The 15,313-nt window shown below is 43.3% G+C and carries 12 protein-coding genes; 10 read left to right on the top strand and 2 right to left on the bottom strand.

Annotated features, from left to right (window positions below):
• Positions 1–217 precede the first annotated feature (217 nt).
• Complete coding sequence (locus QUB61_RS22085) at positions 218–634, top strand: XisH family protein (protein WP_015211743.1); 417 nt, start codon at positions 218–220, stop codon at positions 632–634.
• The gene (locus QUB61_RS22080; RefSeq protein WP_015211742.1) at positions 622–951 is read left to right on the top strand and encodes a XisI protein; all 330 of its coding nucleotides are present in this window, start codon (positions 622–624) and stop codon (positions 949–951) included. Before QUB61_RS22085 ends, QUB61_RS22080 begins: the two co-directional genes overlap by 13 nt.
• A gap of 852 nt (positions 952–1,803) precedes the next feature.
• Here the strand turns inward: QUB61_RS22080 and QUB61_RS22075 are convergent.
• Entirely contained in the window at positions 1,804–2,904 is a 1,101-nt protein-coding gene (locus QUB61_RS22075; RefSeq protein WP_333132167.1) for an RNA-guided endonuclease TnpB family protein, read from the bottom strand.
• A 116-nt stretch (positions 2,905–3,020) separates the two neighbouring features.
• Between QUB61_RS22075 and QUB61_RS22070 the strand changes: the two genes are divergently transcribed.
• The 3 genes from QUB61_RS22070 to QUB61_RS22060 all read left to right on the top strand — a co-directional run bounded on the left by QUB61_RS22070 (position 3,021) and on the right by QUB61_RS22060 (position 6,256).
• Positions 3,021–3,278, top strand: coding sequence for a hypothetical protein (locus QUB61_RS22070; protein ID WP_333132165.1), 258 nt, complete (start codon positions 3,021–3,023; stop codon positions 3,276–3,278).
• 474 nt (positions 3,279–3,752) lie between these two features.
• Positions 3,753–4,175 carry a plasmid mobilization protein gene (locus tag QUB61_RS22065; RefSeq protein WP_333132164.1) on the top strand — a complete coding sequence of 141 codons (423 nt, stop codon included), beginning with the start codon at positions 3,753–3,755 and terminating at the stop codon, positions 4,173–4,175.
• A gap of 110 nt (positions 4,176–4,285) precedes the next feature.
• Positions 4,286–6,256, top strand: a complete 1,971-nt coding sequence (locus tag QUB61_RS22060) for a hypothetical protein (RefSeq protein WP_333132162.1) — start codon at positions 4,286–4,288, stop codon at positions 6,254–6,256.
• Positions 6,257–6,535: 279 nt separating this feature from the next.
• On the opposite strand, the gene QUB61_RS22055 is transcribed toward QUB61_RS22060, so the two are convergent.
• Positions 6,536–9,163, bottom strand: coding sequence for an AAA family ATPase (locus QUB61_RS22055; protein WP_333132161.1), 2,628 nt, complete (start codon positions 9,161–9,163; stop codon positions 6,536–6,538).
• Positions 9,164–9,329: 166 nt separating this feature from the next.
• Here QUB61_RS22055 and QUB61_RS22050 point away from each other — a divergent pair, with 166 nt between their 5' ends.
• The 5 genes from QUB61_RS22050 (at position 9,330) to QUB61_RS22030 (ending at position 15,266) form a co-directional block, all read left to right on the top strand.
• Positions 9,330–10,547 (top strand): hypothetical protein, encoded by a 1,218-nt coding sequence (locus QUB61_RS22050; protein ID WP_333132159.1) that lies wholly within the window; start codon positions 9,330–9,332, stop codon positions 10,545–10,547.
• 5 nt (positions 10,548–10,552) lie between these two features.
• Complete coding sequence (locus QUB61_RS22045; RefSeq protein WP_333132157.1) at positions 10,553–11,560, top strand: hypothetical protein; 1,008 nt, start codon at positions 10,553–10,555, stop codon at positions 11,558–11,560.
• 264 nt (positions 11,561–11,824) lie between these two features.
• Entirely contained in the window at positions 11,825–12,955 is a 1,131-nt protein-coding gene (locus QUB61_RS22040) for a hypothetical protein (protein WP_333132155.1), read from the top strand.
• A gap of 338 nt (positions 12,956–13,293) precedes the next feature.
• The gene (locus QUB61_RS22035) at positions 13,294–14,010 is read left to right on the top strand and encodes a hypothetical protein (RefSeq protein ID WP_015211733.1); all 717 of its coding nucleotides are present in this window, start codon (positions 13,294–13,296) and stop codon (positions 14,008–14,010) included.
• Positions 14,011–14,024: 14 nt separating this feature from the next.
• Positions 14,025–15,266 carry a hypothetical protein gene (locus tag QUB61_RS22030; RefSeq protein ID WP_333132153.1) on the top strand — a complete coding sequence of 414 codons (1,242 nt, stop codon included), beginning with the start codon at positions 14,025–14,027 and terminating at the stop codon, positions 15,264–15,266.
• Positions 15,267–15,313: the final 47 nt, after the last annotated feature.

Here is a 15,313-nt window from a genome sequence, read left to right as displayed (position 1 = left end):
CATCATTCCGGTCTAACCGGAATTGATATTAGGGGGCGATCGCCTAGGAGTCAATGGAAAATTTTCCATTGACTTCTGTTGTACGCACAGCTAAAAGTATGTTATGGATTATACTTAAACCACTTTTTACCCTCGTCCTAGACGAACGCTTCGCTTCGCAAATCTCTGTAGTATACTTGTGCTATCCTAACAATTAGCTTGAAAACAAAGTTTCTTAATGTCAGCTAAAGATTTCTTTCACAATACAGTTAAAACATCTCTCGAAAAAGATGGGTGGACAATTACAGACGATCCTCTATTTATTCAAGCTGAGGATATTGATTTTTACATAGACTTAGCAGCAGAGAGAATCCTAGCTGCTGAAAAAACTGGTCAAAAGATAGCAGTAGAGGTAAAATCTTTTCTAGGAGCGTCAGACGTGACTGAGTTTCACATAGCACTTGGTCAATGCCTCAACTACCGTTCAGCCTTGAGATTGACAGAGCCAGAGAGAACTTTGTATTTAGCAATTACAGTTGATATTTACGATGAATTTTTTAGTCGTAAATTTATTCAAAGAGTAATTGCAGAACATCAACTCAAATTGCTTATTTTTAACCCCGAACGAGAGGATATTGTTCTATGGAAGGAATGAATTACCGTGAAGTAGTGCAAACAATTCTTAAAAGTCATGCCAAAAATCGGTCAAATAGCCAGACTGAAGTCCAACTGATATTTGATACGGAACGCGATCGCTATCAAGTTCTTAATATTGGTTGGCAAGATTTAACACGAGTATTTGGCTGTATCATCTACGTGGAGATTAAAGATGGCAAAATTTGGATCGAACGGGATGGTACAGAAATCGGAGTTGCTAACGAATTAGTAGAAGCTGGAGTTCCTAAGCTAGATATAGTTTTAGCGTTTAAAGCTCCCTATAAACGAAAATTTACTGAGTTTGCTGTCAGTTGAAAATGGGAGAGATCGCATTTAGTCATTTTGATAAATATCCCTCTTTACTCTCCTATTAAACATTTGCCACTGATTCGTCACAGTTTATGTTTGTTCGCTCAGCAATTTTTCTTTCAACTCCTGACATTCTTGGGCTAATGGGATGCCTAATTCTGTAGCAATGGATAAGGCATAATCGCAAGTCTCAATAGCTAGAGGGATGTAGCCTAAATCCGCTGACTCATTTTAGCGATCGCTCTCTTAATCCGCTCTGTTGCCTCGCTGGTTCAGGTACTAACCCCACTGATATTACGACAAACGTCAGGTTCTTCTAAGAAATAGCACCTGCTAACAAAAAGCATGAGTTGCATCCTCCACACAGAGGGTGCAACTTTTTGTGAGAAAGAACAGCTCACGATTGTTACTGAAAGCCACAAAAAGCTTTATATTTTAACCCTTCTGTTTCCTAATATTTCCTAATATTCCCTAATATCTCCTACTTCTCCCTAATATTTCCTAAATTTTCCTCCAAATTTCACAAATATTAATTAAATTAAATTAACTTTCGCTGCTTTTAAATAGATTTTTTGTACTCCGACACCTCTTGAATCCTCCTAGTTAGTGTGCTAGTCGCATAGCAAGCCATGTCAAATAGACGTTATAGGGGGGTAAAAATGAGTAAATCGCCCAAATCGCCCAATTGTCAGAATTTGTGCAAAGGGCAACGACATATCTTCGCTTCAGCACAAGTGGCTGACGGATACCTCTCCTGCTTCGTAAAACTTACCCAAACTTGACTAAAGCCATCTTTAGTCGCAATTCAGAACTCACTTCCTGCGCTGTTGGGTGGTCGGCCATCCCAAGATAAGCAGGCTATCCCCCAATAGCCTTGGGTTCCCAATTCAAAATATTCAAGCTAGCATTCAAATCGCGATCTATTGACACGCCGCAAGCAGGACAATCATAAGTCCTCTCGGCTAAAGGCATATCTTTTTTATGCCCGCAATTGGCACAAATCTTAGAACTGGGGAACCATCGATCTACCAGCACTAAGCTTGCTCCATACATTTTGCACTTATACTCTAGCTGTCGCCTGAATTCGTAAAACCCTAAGTCGGATATTGCCCCAGCCAACTTGTGATTTGCCAGCAATCCTTTAACATTCAAGTCTTCTATCTTAATTAACTTGAAAGTTTTCGCTAAATAAGTCGTCAACTTGTGAAGGAAGTCTTTACGAATGCAGGCTATCCGTGCGTGGAGTCTGCCGATCTTGTTGTAAGTTTTGCGTTGGTTGCGAGAACCTTTTATTTGTCTTGACGCCTTGCGCTGTAAAGTAGCAAGCTTGGTTTTCGCTTGTTTGAGCGGTTTTGGCGCATCAAACACTTGACTGTTTGACAGGGTGGCAAAAGATTTGACACCTACATCAATTCCTACAGAACTATCAGGCTGTTGAATTGGCAGGCGTTGGGCATCAACACAGAAAGAGACGAACCAGCGATTTCCTTCTTTTGAAATGGTAAAAGTTTGAGATGCAAATCCACACGGGAGTGGCTCGTGAAGCCGAAAAGTCCCCAAAGTAGGAATCTTGATGGTGTTGCCAGCACTTAGCAAAACTTTGCCATTAGAAGAATCAACCGTGAATGATTGCCCGTCTCGGCGGCTGGCAAATTTCGGATTGCCGGCTTTCCCCAAACGATACCGACTGAACGCTTCTTTCAAGTCAATCAAAGCGTTTTGGTAAACTCGACTGGACAACTGGTTCATCCAAGCGCATTCAGGTTGTTTCTTGACGTGGTTGGTAAGAACTTTCTTGACTTCGCCGATAACCTTTGAGTCTGAAAAATTGCCCTCACCGTACATTTGGACTCGCAGGCTCAATCCTAAATTGAAAACAACTCGCCTAAATCCTGCGTGTTTTGCCATCAAGGTCGCTTCGCTGTTATTCAATTTGAGCGCTCGCTTGACGGCAAACATGGAACTTTTTCTCGGCAATCAACTGTAGATAAGTTTAGCAAACTATTTGGCACGCTATGTCCGACTCTGGCTACCGCCAGTAAGCAGGGCGCTCACTTGCCCTTAAAATCGACCAAATGCCACAAAAACACTACACGCCCACTGAAATGGCGCATCCAACCAATGCTACTGCCCCTGAACCGAATGCGATCGCCCTGCCTGACAATTGGGTGCAACCGGATTTTAACTTTGGGGATGCAGTGACAGACAATGAAGAATCTTATATCGTCATAGGTTTGGCAATGGACACACACTTGGACATTTGGAAATACTTGTGTCGCACCCCGAACAATACAGAGCGATTCTTCTGGGAATATCAACTCAGACTTGCTTAAACTTCCAGCACGAAATATTAAGACTTTGTTGAGCGACGGCGATCGCAAACCAGAAACCGTCCTCAACAACAAAGTACGATTCGCTGCAAACCATACTCAACAATGATGCACTTTGCCAACTTTCAAACAACAACATAGTCAAAGGCTACAAGCAATCCAATCCGCAGTATTCACCCTCCCATCAGCCATCTGGATGATAGAAACTGCTCTGGTAACTTCTCACTAATGCGACTTGTGACCGAACAAAACATAAACCGAAAGAAACAGCCTCATCTCCAACAGAATTGCTGAAAATTGAATCAATAAAAGCAATGGATGAATTACGGCGCAAACCTTGCCATCAAGGTTCAGGAAATTGTAGCGAGCATCGGTTGCTCAGCATTAAGTTAACTTGATGCTAACAACCGCTCTGACCTAATTCCTTGCTGTTTAACTTGGTCTTAATAAACCATTAGTTAGCCCTAGAAAATTGATGTGCTTACAACTGCAAGTTTCCCCAAAAACAAACTTTCCAAACCCAACGGAAAGACTGAAGTAGTCCGAGTGCGCCTAACCACCTTTGAAAAGGCAGATTTAGTGAAGCGTGCCGCAGAAGCAGGTGAAAAAAACCTGTCTGACTACTTGCGCAAACGCGCTTTTAGCCCTAACCGCACAGTCCCCGCTATCAATGAAGGAACTTGTGTCCAACTGCGAAAAATGAGCGCGCACATTTGCCAAATCACCAAAGGTGTAGAGACAGCAGTAAAAGCAGGGCAGTTACCCAAAGAAAGTCTAGAAGTTCTGCAAAAATTCAGCAGAATGCTAGGCGAATATCACCAAGAACTAAGAGGGAAAGTCAGGAGAGAACTTTTGAGCGAAACCTGCGAACAAATACCCCCGCTTGTGGATTACCAATAAAGCGATCGCTCAACTAGCCAATAGTCCTGTTTGACAATCTCAAGTGCTGCTGAAAGTTCAAGCTAAAACCTAATGATAACCTCAATTTTCCTCGTAGGAGGTGAGAAAAAATGGCGGCAAAACTCTCAACTAAGCCCAACTCCAAAAGACAATTTTCAGCCCCAAAGCGTACTTGGTCTGTCCTAACAGCCACAGATCCCAAACACGTCAAAAAACTGGAACACATTCAGGAAACCCTCGATGCTGCCATAGAAACAATCCAAGAAGAAGGTGGCATTGAGGACTGGGAAGATTTCAAAAACTTCGTTGAATCCTTCAACAAACGACCCGACAGAATCAATGATTCTGGCAATCAGAAAGCTAGTGTCAGCATGGATTTAGTTACTGAAGGAAAAGGAGGCGAGGTGTCTGGCTTTGTTTTCTATTTAACTAAAGACCCCAGCCAGAGAACCAGCGGTGTCTATTTAGTTAAAAATTTGAAACAGGCTGGCGTTGAAACGAAAGACAATAACAATTACTATACTCCATCCCAAATTATGGACTTAATCGGGCTGGATGCCAGTGATGAATTAGAGGAGGACGGCATTTCCGAAGAATTTGATGAAGAACTAGATGATGAATTGGAAGATGACTTAAGCGATTTAGAACTAGATAGCGAATTGGAAGATGACTTAAGCGATTTAGAAGAAGATGCAGACTTTCCCAGCCACCATACGCAAACTCGCAAGTCATCGCAGTCCAAACGCCAGCTAGGAAAGTCAGTAGCTTCTCAAAAAAATGCCAGCAAAACGCAAAAAAAGGAGGAAGAAGATAATATTGAAGAACTACTTTCTGATGATGAAGATACTCCTATCTCCAATGGTGTATTGGGCAAGATAGCTAAAAATCGCAGCGTTCTCAATCAGAATGATAACGGACAATTCAAGCAAAAAGTTGCTGAAAAGCCCGACGCAAAATATCCCTTCCTCGATACCCTTGAAACTGTTCTAAAAGAAACCGATCGTCAAGGTGCAAGTGTCGCTTCTATGGGAAGCGAAATTAACGGATTAACCGTAAGTGGCTTAACCGTCCAAACTGTCTCTTTAATGGGTCTACTTGGAGCCAAGAGTATTGGAGATCTAATTGATTACATTGAACGAGCGAGGGAAAAGGAACAGGCAGAAAAACTCGAAAAAGTTCTCGAACAAATTGACTCATTAAACGATCGCGCCGACCGAGTTGCGACTCGTGCTAAACACGCTGATGTCATTTCCGGCATAGAGGCGATAGATACACGCACTGAAAAACTTGCTGAACGGGCTAAGCAGGTATTAGAACCGCCTGCTGCAACTGAACCAGAGGAATTGGAAACGAGCCAGCCTCAGAGAAGCGATCGCGACATTGAAGCCAAGGTCACCGAGGGAGTTAAAATCAACAATCCCGAAACCAAGGCAGCTCAAATTGGCGAAAAAATTGACGATCTAGAGAGCAAGCTCAACCCAAACTCCCAGAAATCTAAGCCTCTACAGCTCGATAAAGATACCAGCATCAGCGAACAGCTAGACCAAATTCAAGACTATTTAGGCCACCTCTCAAAGAGGTTGGATCGCCTTGAAAGTATCGTTGACAAACTGGAACATAAAATGACCGTTCAGATGCCTGTTGAATCAGAATTTAATCCTAATTCACAAGGGCCAGAAACTCGTCAAAAAATTCAGCCAACCGTTACTGCACCTAACAGTATCAACAAGGAGGAAAGCGAACCAGAGGATCTTCTTAGTAAAATGGTAGCTCAAACAAAAATACAGCAGCAGCGAGAAACTGTAGCAGATTGCTTAGTCAATTATGCTTTCGCTACGGGGCAGTCTCCCCAATCGGGTATTGCTTTTGATGGTGGCGGCAGCTTGAATGTAACTGCTCAAAACAACGAAGTTAAAGTTGTCGTAAAAGGCAGCGATAATACCGAAATTTTTTCGGGAACCAAGAATGGATCTCGCTGGAAATTTGAGCCGGATCGGGACAAACTAACTCCCGAAGAAAGAGAAGCCATTTTCAAATTGCCTCAGTCGGAAGAAGAATACAACAAGCTAGCAACTGCCTAGGCTTTAGTTGAAAAGTTTCAGGACACCTTCCCCAAACGCTTTACCGGGGAAAAAGATCCAGTATTTCCTTGGAAAGAATCACGTCGCGAAGACGGCACGACCGGGGCAGTCAAATACGAATTTGAAATCCTGGATCTGCCGGACGGGTCAAAACAACTGATAGGAATTGACCCCCGCCAAGGTGACGCACAAGTGTTCGATGCCGTTCTGGTCAAAGGAAAGCCACCAGACGTTCGGCAGTGCCATATTGCTGTTGAAGAAATGGAGGCTTTCATTTACTCACTTCGTGCTTTCAGAATGTTCAGTTTCCTCTGAAACAGATAACCCCTCTTGCTGTTCTTGTTGAATTTCACTTTTCCTTCCTTGTTGTGGATGGCACAAGCCTTGTATATCTACCTTGAACTTGTCATATTCCTTAATAGCTTCTGTTTGATCCAGATTTAGTTCGTAATCCTTATAAATTTTTTCTATTCTATCTTTAAGTTGTTGTGCCTCATTTCTATCATCTGAGGCTAAAAGTGAGTTTAATTTTTTTAAGAATTTGTGCCCATCTTCGCGGGTAGCTCTAGAAGGGTGTTCGTCGAGGAAACTTTGAACATGATTTTTTATTTTTTCAGAAGCCCGAATTTCACTTCGCTCCAGTTCTGCTTCTTGTTTCATTGTATTGATCTGCCTAAACAAAATTTTAAAATTGCATTCAAATTGATCGAGGTTTTTATCGGATGAAAAATCTTTACCGTATTCCTCTCTTAATTCTTTTACTGTTTCTATTACAGTTTTAGCAAAGGCAACTTTTCCCATAGACATTTTTTTAATCGTAGATAATTCTTGTTCTTCAGACTGCTTTTTGAGGTAACTATTACAACATAAATTTAATGCTTCAAGTAGAGATGTTTTTTCTTGAATTTTTTCGAGTACCATCTGTTCTGAAATTTTCAAATCTCTAATACCATAAATCTCTAAGGCAAATTTTTGAGCAGCTTTAATTGCGATAGGTAAAGGAATTAAATCTTCCGTAGCCAACAAATTGATGCCTTCAGAAATTTTAAATTCCTCATATTTTTTTAGATCGCCTATTTGCAAAATATATGTATTTTTGAGTAACACAGACTTAATAGGAGCAAATTCTTTACCAATTAAAATTTTTTTAGTTTCGTTGCCTTCTCCATCGCTATCAAGCAAAACAATCACCGCTGGCTGTTCCTTATCTCTTCCGCGTGCTAAATAGGTTAAATAAACAATATTTTTAGCTCCTCCTGATGGAACAATAGTAATTGTATTTAAGTTTAAGCTTTCAGTGTCTTTAGCTACTTTGGGAAGAGAGCGTAAATAGGTTGCAGCACCAGCAAGAAGCACTTGATCTGCCTGACCTTCTACCATCAAATTACAATGGCTAATATAGACAGTTTCAGCAACAAATGAGCCAAATGCCGAGCGTAAAGGTTCATAATGATTTTGGGAGCATCCTTTTACCAGTTGAGTTCCTTCATAATCATTTCCCTTTTGCAATACACGAATTCTTGTCGAATGATTTTTATCAATTAAGAAAGGTGAATGAGTAACGTAAACCACTTGAGAACTAGGTTTTTCATCTTTGGGAACTACTACTTCCTCAAAGATTTTTAAAAGATCTTGTTGAGCTTGACTAGATAAATAAGTATCAGGTTCGTCCATGAGAATAATTTCCGACTTATTATCAGGTAGCTCATAGGAACGATGTTGAATGAAGTAGCCGAGAAAATATTGCAATCCTTGGCTCCGTTCTTCAAAAGAATACTTAGTTCCAGTACGGTCAATAATATTAAACTCTAAGTCATGATCTTTTGCAGAAATTACCAAGCTAAACTTGCTATCTTGAACCCAGTATTGGGGAAAATTTAAGTTAGATGATAATTGACGATTTATATGATCGATTAAGGCTTGCGTATTGCCAGAATCATCATCTTGCATGGCCTCGGCAAGGTCTATTAAAGCCTCTGGAGTCACCTTAGCGACTTTACATATTAATTTGTAAGCTAAATCAATGCTATTTTGTTGTTCAGTATTAGAATTAGTACGAACTTCATCAAGAGCTGAAACTGTCTGTTTTAAACGATTGAGGCAATCAGAAGAGAGATTGCCAGGAGTCAAGGTATGTTCGCTTATCTCTCTGGAGACTTGTAATAGTTGCTCGGATAAATCCAGCATTTCTTTTCTACTTCCGGTGGAAGCTACTTCATATCGATTGAAGCCTAAATTTTCTGGCTGTTTTTGAACTTTCTCCTGAATTCTCATAACAAGCTGCTTGATAGGAATTCTTGATGGCAATTTTACATCACGTTCCAATCTCCGGGTCTTTGGCAATAAATCTAAAACTGTCTTGTTCTCGCTGGGATTGAGCTTTGTTTCGAGGTATTGTTTGCTACCATCTTGTGAAGAGGTACCGTTTGGTAAGTAAATCGTCAACTCATTGCCGTTATTGCGAAAAAGATAAAATCGCTCTATAGGTTTTCGTTTTTTGTTTTTTTCTAGTGGTACTAACTTATCAATAGTTTCAGATTCTTTCGGAGATAAATCTACCCATTCTGTACCCAAATCAGGTATTCTTGAACGACGCTGTACAACAGAGAATCGTTCAGAGTAGCGACAGAAGTCTCTAACTGTAATTTCCTTACCCTGATAATCTTTGCCATGAATTGCTTTTTCTATAGCAGTTAAAAGATGTGATTTTCCTGATTCGTTAGCACCAACAATCGCTGTAATGTCTGATTGAATATCAATTTTTATGTAAGGATAGAACATTTCTACGTTATTATCATCTGATTTAATAATCTCCCAAGGGAAACGGGTTGCACCATTGTCAAACTTTCTATCAAGGTCAATATTAAAAGACTTGTAAAACCTAATAAACACAGAGCTAAGTCGCATAAAATTATTTTTCTCCTATTAATATGAGATGGGATAGAAGTTCTGTTTAACTTCAGAAACTCTATTTTTACTTATCATAATTTTAAGATAAGCGTATCCCTAAGCTGATGAAACTTCCTTAATTATACCATAAACTCATACCCGAGCAGGACATTACCTGGGAAATATGGAACTTTTGGGCGACCAAGGCGCATATTACGACATCAGTCAAGGATCTAGCAATTTAGTAGAACCGCCAGACCTCCGCAAGTTCGACAAAGCCGAAAGAGAGCGGCGGATGGAATCTTGGAAAGAATTTATCCGCAAAGCTCTGGTGGCGATCGCAATGGGCAAAATTCACCATCCCCACTTAGCCCAGCGGGTAGATTCAATTATCCTGCGAATGCTCGATATGTACCTTAGAGATCCAGAAATCATCGCTCGCTACAACAAGGCATTTGAAAGAGGGTGGCAATCTCCCGAATGGCAGCAAATGCCAACTCTCCAAGATTTGCTGAGGTTTTGCAGCAAAGAAAGGCTCAACCTCAAATCGTTTGAAGAACTGGATAGGCTAGCTATCAATCAAATCCTCAGCCAAGGAAATGCTTTGCTAACATCCCGCTTGGGAAAAGCGATCGGTCAGCCCAGCACGTTTTCGCCGGAACCTGCTGTTAAGTTCTTTGCCCTATCGGGACTGTCTAACGAACAAGATGCCTATTTAATGGCAATTAACGCCCATGCTGCTTGCATCCGCAACGCTCTTTCTCACCCCAAAAGCTTATTTATTGGAGATGAATTGAGCGTCCTACTCAAAAAAGATGGTTTTGCATCAGTTGTCGGCGAACTCTGCGCCACTGGCAGAAAAGATGGCATAGCTGTCTTGCTATTGAGCCAAGATTTTGATGCCCTATGCGAATGTTCCGCAGGAGCACAAATTCTGCAAAATATGGTCTACCGAATTACCGGAAGAATAACCAATTCTGGGGTGGCAGCCGCTCACAAATATTTGGGGTACGACCCGCAAATTATCAGTTCAAATGCAACGGAATCTTTTCTGCCAAGGGCTGCTGACCTCTACTCGTGCTGGCTGATTGAGAAAGGAGGAAGATTTTGGCGATCGCGATTCTACCCCGGAGAGATGATGTTGGCATCAATTGCTAACAACCAAAATGAAAAAGAAGCCCGCGATCGCATCATGGCTCAATATCCTCCTACCCTCAAAGGGCAGCTTCAAGGGCTAAAGCATTTCACCCAAGAATACATTGCAGCAGTGAAAGAAGGAAAAGGCTTCGACCACATTGGTCAAAATTTAGAAATTACTACCATAGCTGCCAATGCTCAGCCAAAAATGGCATCCGACTTTCACAGCAATAATTCTCAATTTTTTGCAAAACTACCAAAATAACTCCCATGAAATATCGACTTCAATTGATGCAGCAACCTGCTACAAAACTAGCAGCAGTTTCCCTGTTAGCCAGCTTGGAATTAATCGTTCAAGTCAGACCAAGTTTAGCTCAAGCAACTCCTCCTTTCGTACCGGGTACACAAGAAACGGCTGTGAAAGCTCCAACCCCAAGCGTTTTCGTGCCAAGTACACAAGAAGCGGCCGTGAAAGCTCCAGCCCCAAACGCTTTCATCCCAAGTACACAAGAATCGGCTGTGAGATATCCAGCCCCAACTGCGGGAAGTTTCTTAGCTCCCATTGAAGATGTTTTCAAACAAGTCAACGATTTTATCGGCGACATCCAAGGTTTCGTGCAAAACGAGCTATTTGGCTCTTTAAACGAACTCCTTTCCTCTTCTCTCGGAGCTATCCAAATTCCTGATTTGAGCCAAGTCAGCAGCCAAATTATTAAAGCTCCAACATCCCAGACAGAAGGAACGAAACTGTCAGATTTACTCGAAACTAAGTCGAGCAAATTAGACGGCAAAGGTTCATATACCATCATGTCTGACTTAGACGCTCAAGCTCAGCGCAGCGCCGCTATCGGCATAGCTGACGGAGCAACCCTCAGCAAAGAAGCTCAAAACAACAGCTTCCAAGTGTTAGAAGCAACTCGACAAGATACCGAACAAAACGTCCAATTGGGCGAAGAATCGCAGAGCCTCGACGTTACTCAACAAATTCTCCAAAACCTCTCGCAGCAGACCGCATTGGGCGCACAAGTCCAGATGCGAAATTTACAGGAAGCTCAGCAAGCTCGCACAGATCGGGCCATTAATAACGTGCTGCTGTCGCAAGCTGCTAAGGAAATATCCGCGATCAACACGGGCGATCGCCGAGGCAGCACTGCGTCTGGAAACCAAGCCAGCTACCAGGCGGGAATGCTGATGCTCCCCGGCGGCGGCTACTTGGGAAAACCGAGTGGCAGCAACACAACTCCGATTTCAACTAACAGGTTCGCCGCTCCCGATTAATACTCCGAGCCGTTAAATTGAATCGGCGATAATCTCTTGGCTTAGCAAAGATTTTGACAACACAAATTGAGCGTAGCTGTTGACTGTATCGCTTTTAAAAAATTTGTCAAGCATCGCTCTTAAAAAATTTGTCAAGCGCTTCTAACACGGCTGGCTTGAATGCAAAGTTGGGGAGCAAGCAGACATCACCGATGACTATTGCCTAGTTTGCGTGCAGACTGACCGTGTTGTTGAATACAAAGTTGAAGTTTTTCCCATAAACAAATGAGAGAATTTCTAGCACAAATTACACCACCGACAAGTGGTGCAGAAGGGTCATCCTTGGACATCGTTAGCGAGTCAATTAACCTGGCTAAGACGACCTCAGAATCTTGGGATAAAGTTTGGATTAGCACGATTGACCCGATCGCTTCTGGGCTGTGGGTCGGTCTAGTATCGCTCGGCATCACCCTAGCAGCCGTCAGCATCCTCTTCTTAACTCTAAGCAGCGGGAAAGACATTATCGAAAAGCAGTCATGGTCAGAACTGGCAGCACTGTTCGTCTGGCCGCTCGTGATCATGCTGTTCCTCGGCGCTAACGGCAAATTGCTAGCAAATACCGTCATTTTTACCAGGAGCTTTGCTTACAGACAAGTCCAAGGTGTCCTCGAAGCGCAACTAGGAGAAATGACATTTAGGGACGCGATCGCCAACGTCACTATCAGCAACATCGGCCGGCAACAACTAGAAAATCTCTACGGCGAATGCCGAAATAAAGTAGGAGAAGAACTGGTTACTTGCTGGAATTCCAAGCAAGAAGCTGCTCAGAAAATTGTTAGCGAAGCAGAGAGGCAAGCCGCCGGCTCAGCCCCTCTGCAAGCGCTGCGGGCTTTTGCTGAAATCCTCTGGAATAATAGCTTGCCCGGCGCTGCTCAAGATGCCGCGACTTTTATAACTGACCCCGGTTCAGTGTTTAGAGAAAAAGCAGTGCCAATCATCCGATTCATTCTATATAGCATCCAGTGGGCGTTTGTCAACATCCTTGAAGCAGCGCTCTTACTAACAGCACTCTTTTCGCCGATCGCGATGGGGCTGTCGCTACTTCCCTTGCAGGGCCGACCGATTTGGGCTTGGGCAACTGGATTTCTGAGTTTATTTGGCGTCCAACTTGGATACAACATCGTCGTCGGATTGGCAGCCACCGTGCTAGTCAATTCAGGAGCCGAATTAGCTAGCGATGTTGCCTTTCTCTTTTTAATCAGCATTTTCGCACCCGGATTAGCTCTATTAATCGCCGGCGGAGGAGGAATTGCCCTTTACAGCGGCATCGCTAGCAATGCCAAACAACTCGTCGATGTTTTGAGCAACGCTATAGGAGCAGCCGCTAATTTGGCAATGAACAAAGGATTTAAGTGATGTCAATGTAACTCGGAATTGAGAATTCGTAATTACCCACGCATAAATGCGGGGTAGTGAAAGTAATTCGTTTTTTGATAATTAGTATTTCGGAATTAGCGCTCGGTTTCTTTAATCCTGAATTATAAATTACTGATGAGAAATCCCGAAATACTAATTATTTCAGCGCTCGGTTTCTTTAATGAAAAATTGCGAATTACTCATGGCGAATTACTAATTATTCGGTCACTAACCCCAGGTGCTTTTAGCGCCAGGACTAGAAAGTAGCTAAAGCTACTCGTGCCGTGTTTTCTCCCTAACTTACAACTACGAGTTTTTCACACTTACCGAAAGGTTTTATGAAGGTACAAAGATTTTCACAAACTGCATTGTTGCCAGAAGCTAAAAATCTACTGGCATTGTGCTTCCTCATCTTAACTGGAGTGAATATCCTCTCCCTAATTCTGCACCTGTTCGTCGCGTACCGAATCAACTCGGTAGCTGCTATGAAGACAACGCAAGTCCAGCTAATCAACGGTCAAACTTACTATGTAGCGGAACGAGATCGGTTTTTTCGGTATCCCTCAGTTATCCAAAATTTTGTCAAAACTTGGGCAGAGTTAACCTTCAACTGGGACAATAAAATACCAGGAACTAACGATACAGATTCTGGAATTAAAGTCAATTCCAAACGAGTTCCTACCAGCAGTTATTTTGCTTCGTTACTCCTAGAACCAAATTTTGGCAAAGCTTCTCTCCCTGACATAGCTGAACTCGTCCCCAATAAAGTTTTTACGGGTCAATTGCGAGCAACTGTCATCATTTCTTTTTTATCCGAACCCAGAGAAGTCCGTCCGGGCGAATGGGAAATTGACATGATTGCTACCCGGTTGCTCGTCGATCGCACGTCAGGAATCGATGAAAGAATTCCTTTCAATCGCACTTTCCGAATCAAAGCTGTAGAAATCCAAACCCCGCCGCTAGGTAGCCAAGCCTCAGCTTTTGAACAAAAAGTTTATGAGCTTCGCTCGGCGGGCTTAGAAATCAACAAAATTACCGAATTTAAACCCAATTAATAGCAGATAAAAACATGAACGAAAAAGAACTTCAAAATTGGCGCGAATTTGATGGCGAACCCGATGAAATTGAAGAAAGTTCCTACAGTACGCCGCCTAGCAGCACAACTAGCCACCCTTTTAATGGCAACAACTCCTCTAATGCAGCCAATAACTTTTCCAACAGTTTTAATGGCAACAACTCCTCTAATGCAGCCAATAACTTTTCCAACAGTTTTAATGGCAACAACTCCTCTAATGGAGCCAATAACTTTTCCAACAGTTCTAACGGTTTTCAGGCAGCTAACGCTCCTAATGGCGCTATCCGCAATGGCAAAAAGTTGAGCCGTGAGGAGGAAAGAGAATTGGCAGGGCATGACGGAGACGCCGATGAATTATTGGCCTCCGAGCACAGAATTAAACAGGACAGCGAAGGAGCAGAAACCCGCTCTGTTTCTGAGAAGCCCGAAGTTCGGACGTTTTCAGTATTAATGGGTACTGGCGCAGTTCTCGGCATCTTGGGATTCTTTTGGTTTGTGTTCTTTGCTCCTAAACCCATCCGCCAACAGGCAAAAACGCCGAACCCTAAACCGACTCAAGTTTCTCCTGACTCGTCAGGAGAACTAAAAAGCCGGCTGGCATTTCAAGATCAGCAGCGGGCGCTAGAAGTTCAGCCGCCTGAACCTAAAAATCGATCGACCCCTGCTTCCAAACCGACGCCTGCACCAAAACCTGCACCAGCCGCTAGAAGGTCTCAAACCCCAAGGCAGGTTCAAAACTTTAATCCGCCACCGCCAAGGACTGTACAGACCATTCCTCCTCCACAGCCGCCGTTACCGCGCCCTGCACAGCCACCTGCACCGCCCCCGCCTCGCCCTCGTCCGACGCCATTACCGCGCCCTGTGTCGCCACCCGCACTGCTGGCACTTCGACCTGCGCCACCACCCCGGTCGCCTTCACCAGAAAAAGTAGACCCTTACGAGCGCTGGGCGCAATTAGCTTCTCTGGGGCAAAGCAGAGGTCAAGCAGTTAAAGAGCTAAATGCTGAAGGTATTTCTGCCAGTTCTGCAACTTTTCCTAGCGCAATCGCGCCGGGGATGACAGCGGCAAACTACCCTGCCGTGCCGCCCGCAATGCCAGTACCGGCACCACCGCCCAGTGCAGTAGCAATTGCGCCAGTAGCAGCACCGGTACCATTGTCCCAACAGCAGCCGGTGCCGCCGATTTCTCAAAACCCGCAGCCAGTGCTAGAGCGCCAGTCCAGTAAAAGAGCTTGACAAAAAGCAGGAAGTATGTTGTACAAAAAACTCACGGTGAGGCACTC

This window comes from Microcoleus sp. C2D2 (assembly GCF_036702495.1).
Lineage (GTDB): Bacteria > Cyanobacteriota > Cyanobacteriia > Cyanobacteriales > Microcoleaceae > Microcoleus.
Note: the sequence above shows the minus strand (reverse complement) of the source record. Positions and strands in the feature narration are given on the sequence as shown.

Coding starts and splice junctions, on each gene's coding strand:
- QUB61_RS22085 (WP_015211743.1), top strand. CDS start 218: ATGTCAGCTAAAGATTTCTTTCACAATACAGTTAAAACATCTCTCGAA.
- QUB61_RS22080 (WP_015211742.1), top strand. CDS start 622: ATGGAAGGAATGAATTACCGTGAAGTAGTGCAAACAATTCTTAAAAGT.
- QUB61_RS22075 (WP_333132167.1), bottom strand. CDS start 2,904: ATGTTTGCCGTCAAGCGAGCGCTCAAATTGAATAACAGCGAAGCGACC.
- QUB61_RS22070 (WP_333132165.1), top strand. CDS start 3,021: ATGCCACAAAAACACTACACGCCCACTGAAATGGCGCATCCAACCAAT.
- QUB61_RS22060 (WP_333132162.1), top strand. CDS start 4,286: ATGGCGGCAAAACTCTCAACTAAGCCCAACTCCAAAAGACAATTTTCA.
- QUB61_RS22055 (WP_333132161.1), bottom strand. CDS start 9,163: ATGCGACTTAGCTCTGTGTTTATTAGGTTTTACAAGTCTTTTAATATT.
- QUB61_RS22050 (WP_333132159.1), top strand. CDS start 9,330: ATGGAACTTTTGGGCGACCAAGGCGCATATTACGACATCAGTCAAGGA.
- QUB61_RS22045 (WP_333132157.1), top strand. CDS start 10,553: ATGAAATATCGACTTCAATTGATGCAGCAACCTGCTACAAAACTAGCA.
- QUB61_RS22040 (WP_333132155.1), top strand. CDS start 11,825: ATGAGAGAATTTCTAGCACAAATTACACCACCGACAAGTGGTGCAGAA.
- QUB61_RS22035 (WP_015211733.1), top strand. CDS start 13,294: ATGAAGGTACAAAGATTTTCACAAACTGCATTGTTGCCAGAAGCTAAA.
- QUB61_RS22030 (WP_333132153.1), top strand. CDS start 14,025: ATGAACGAAAAAGAACTTCAAAATTGGCGCGAATTTGATGGCGAACCC.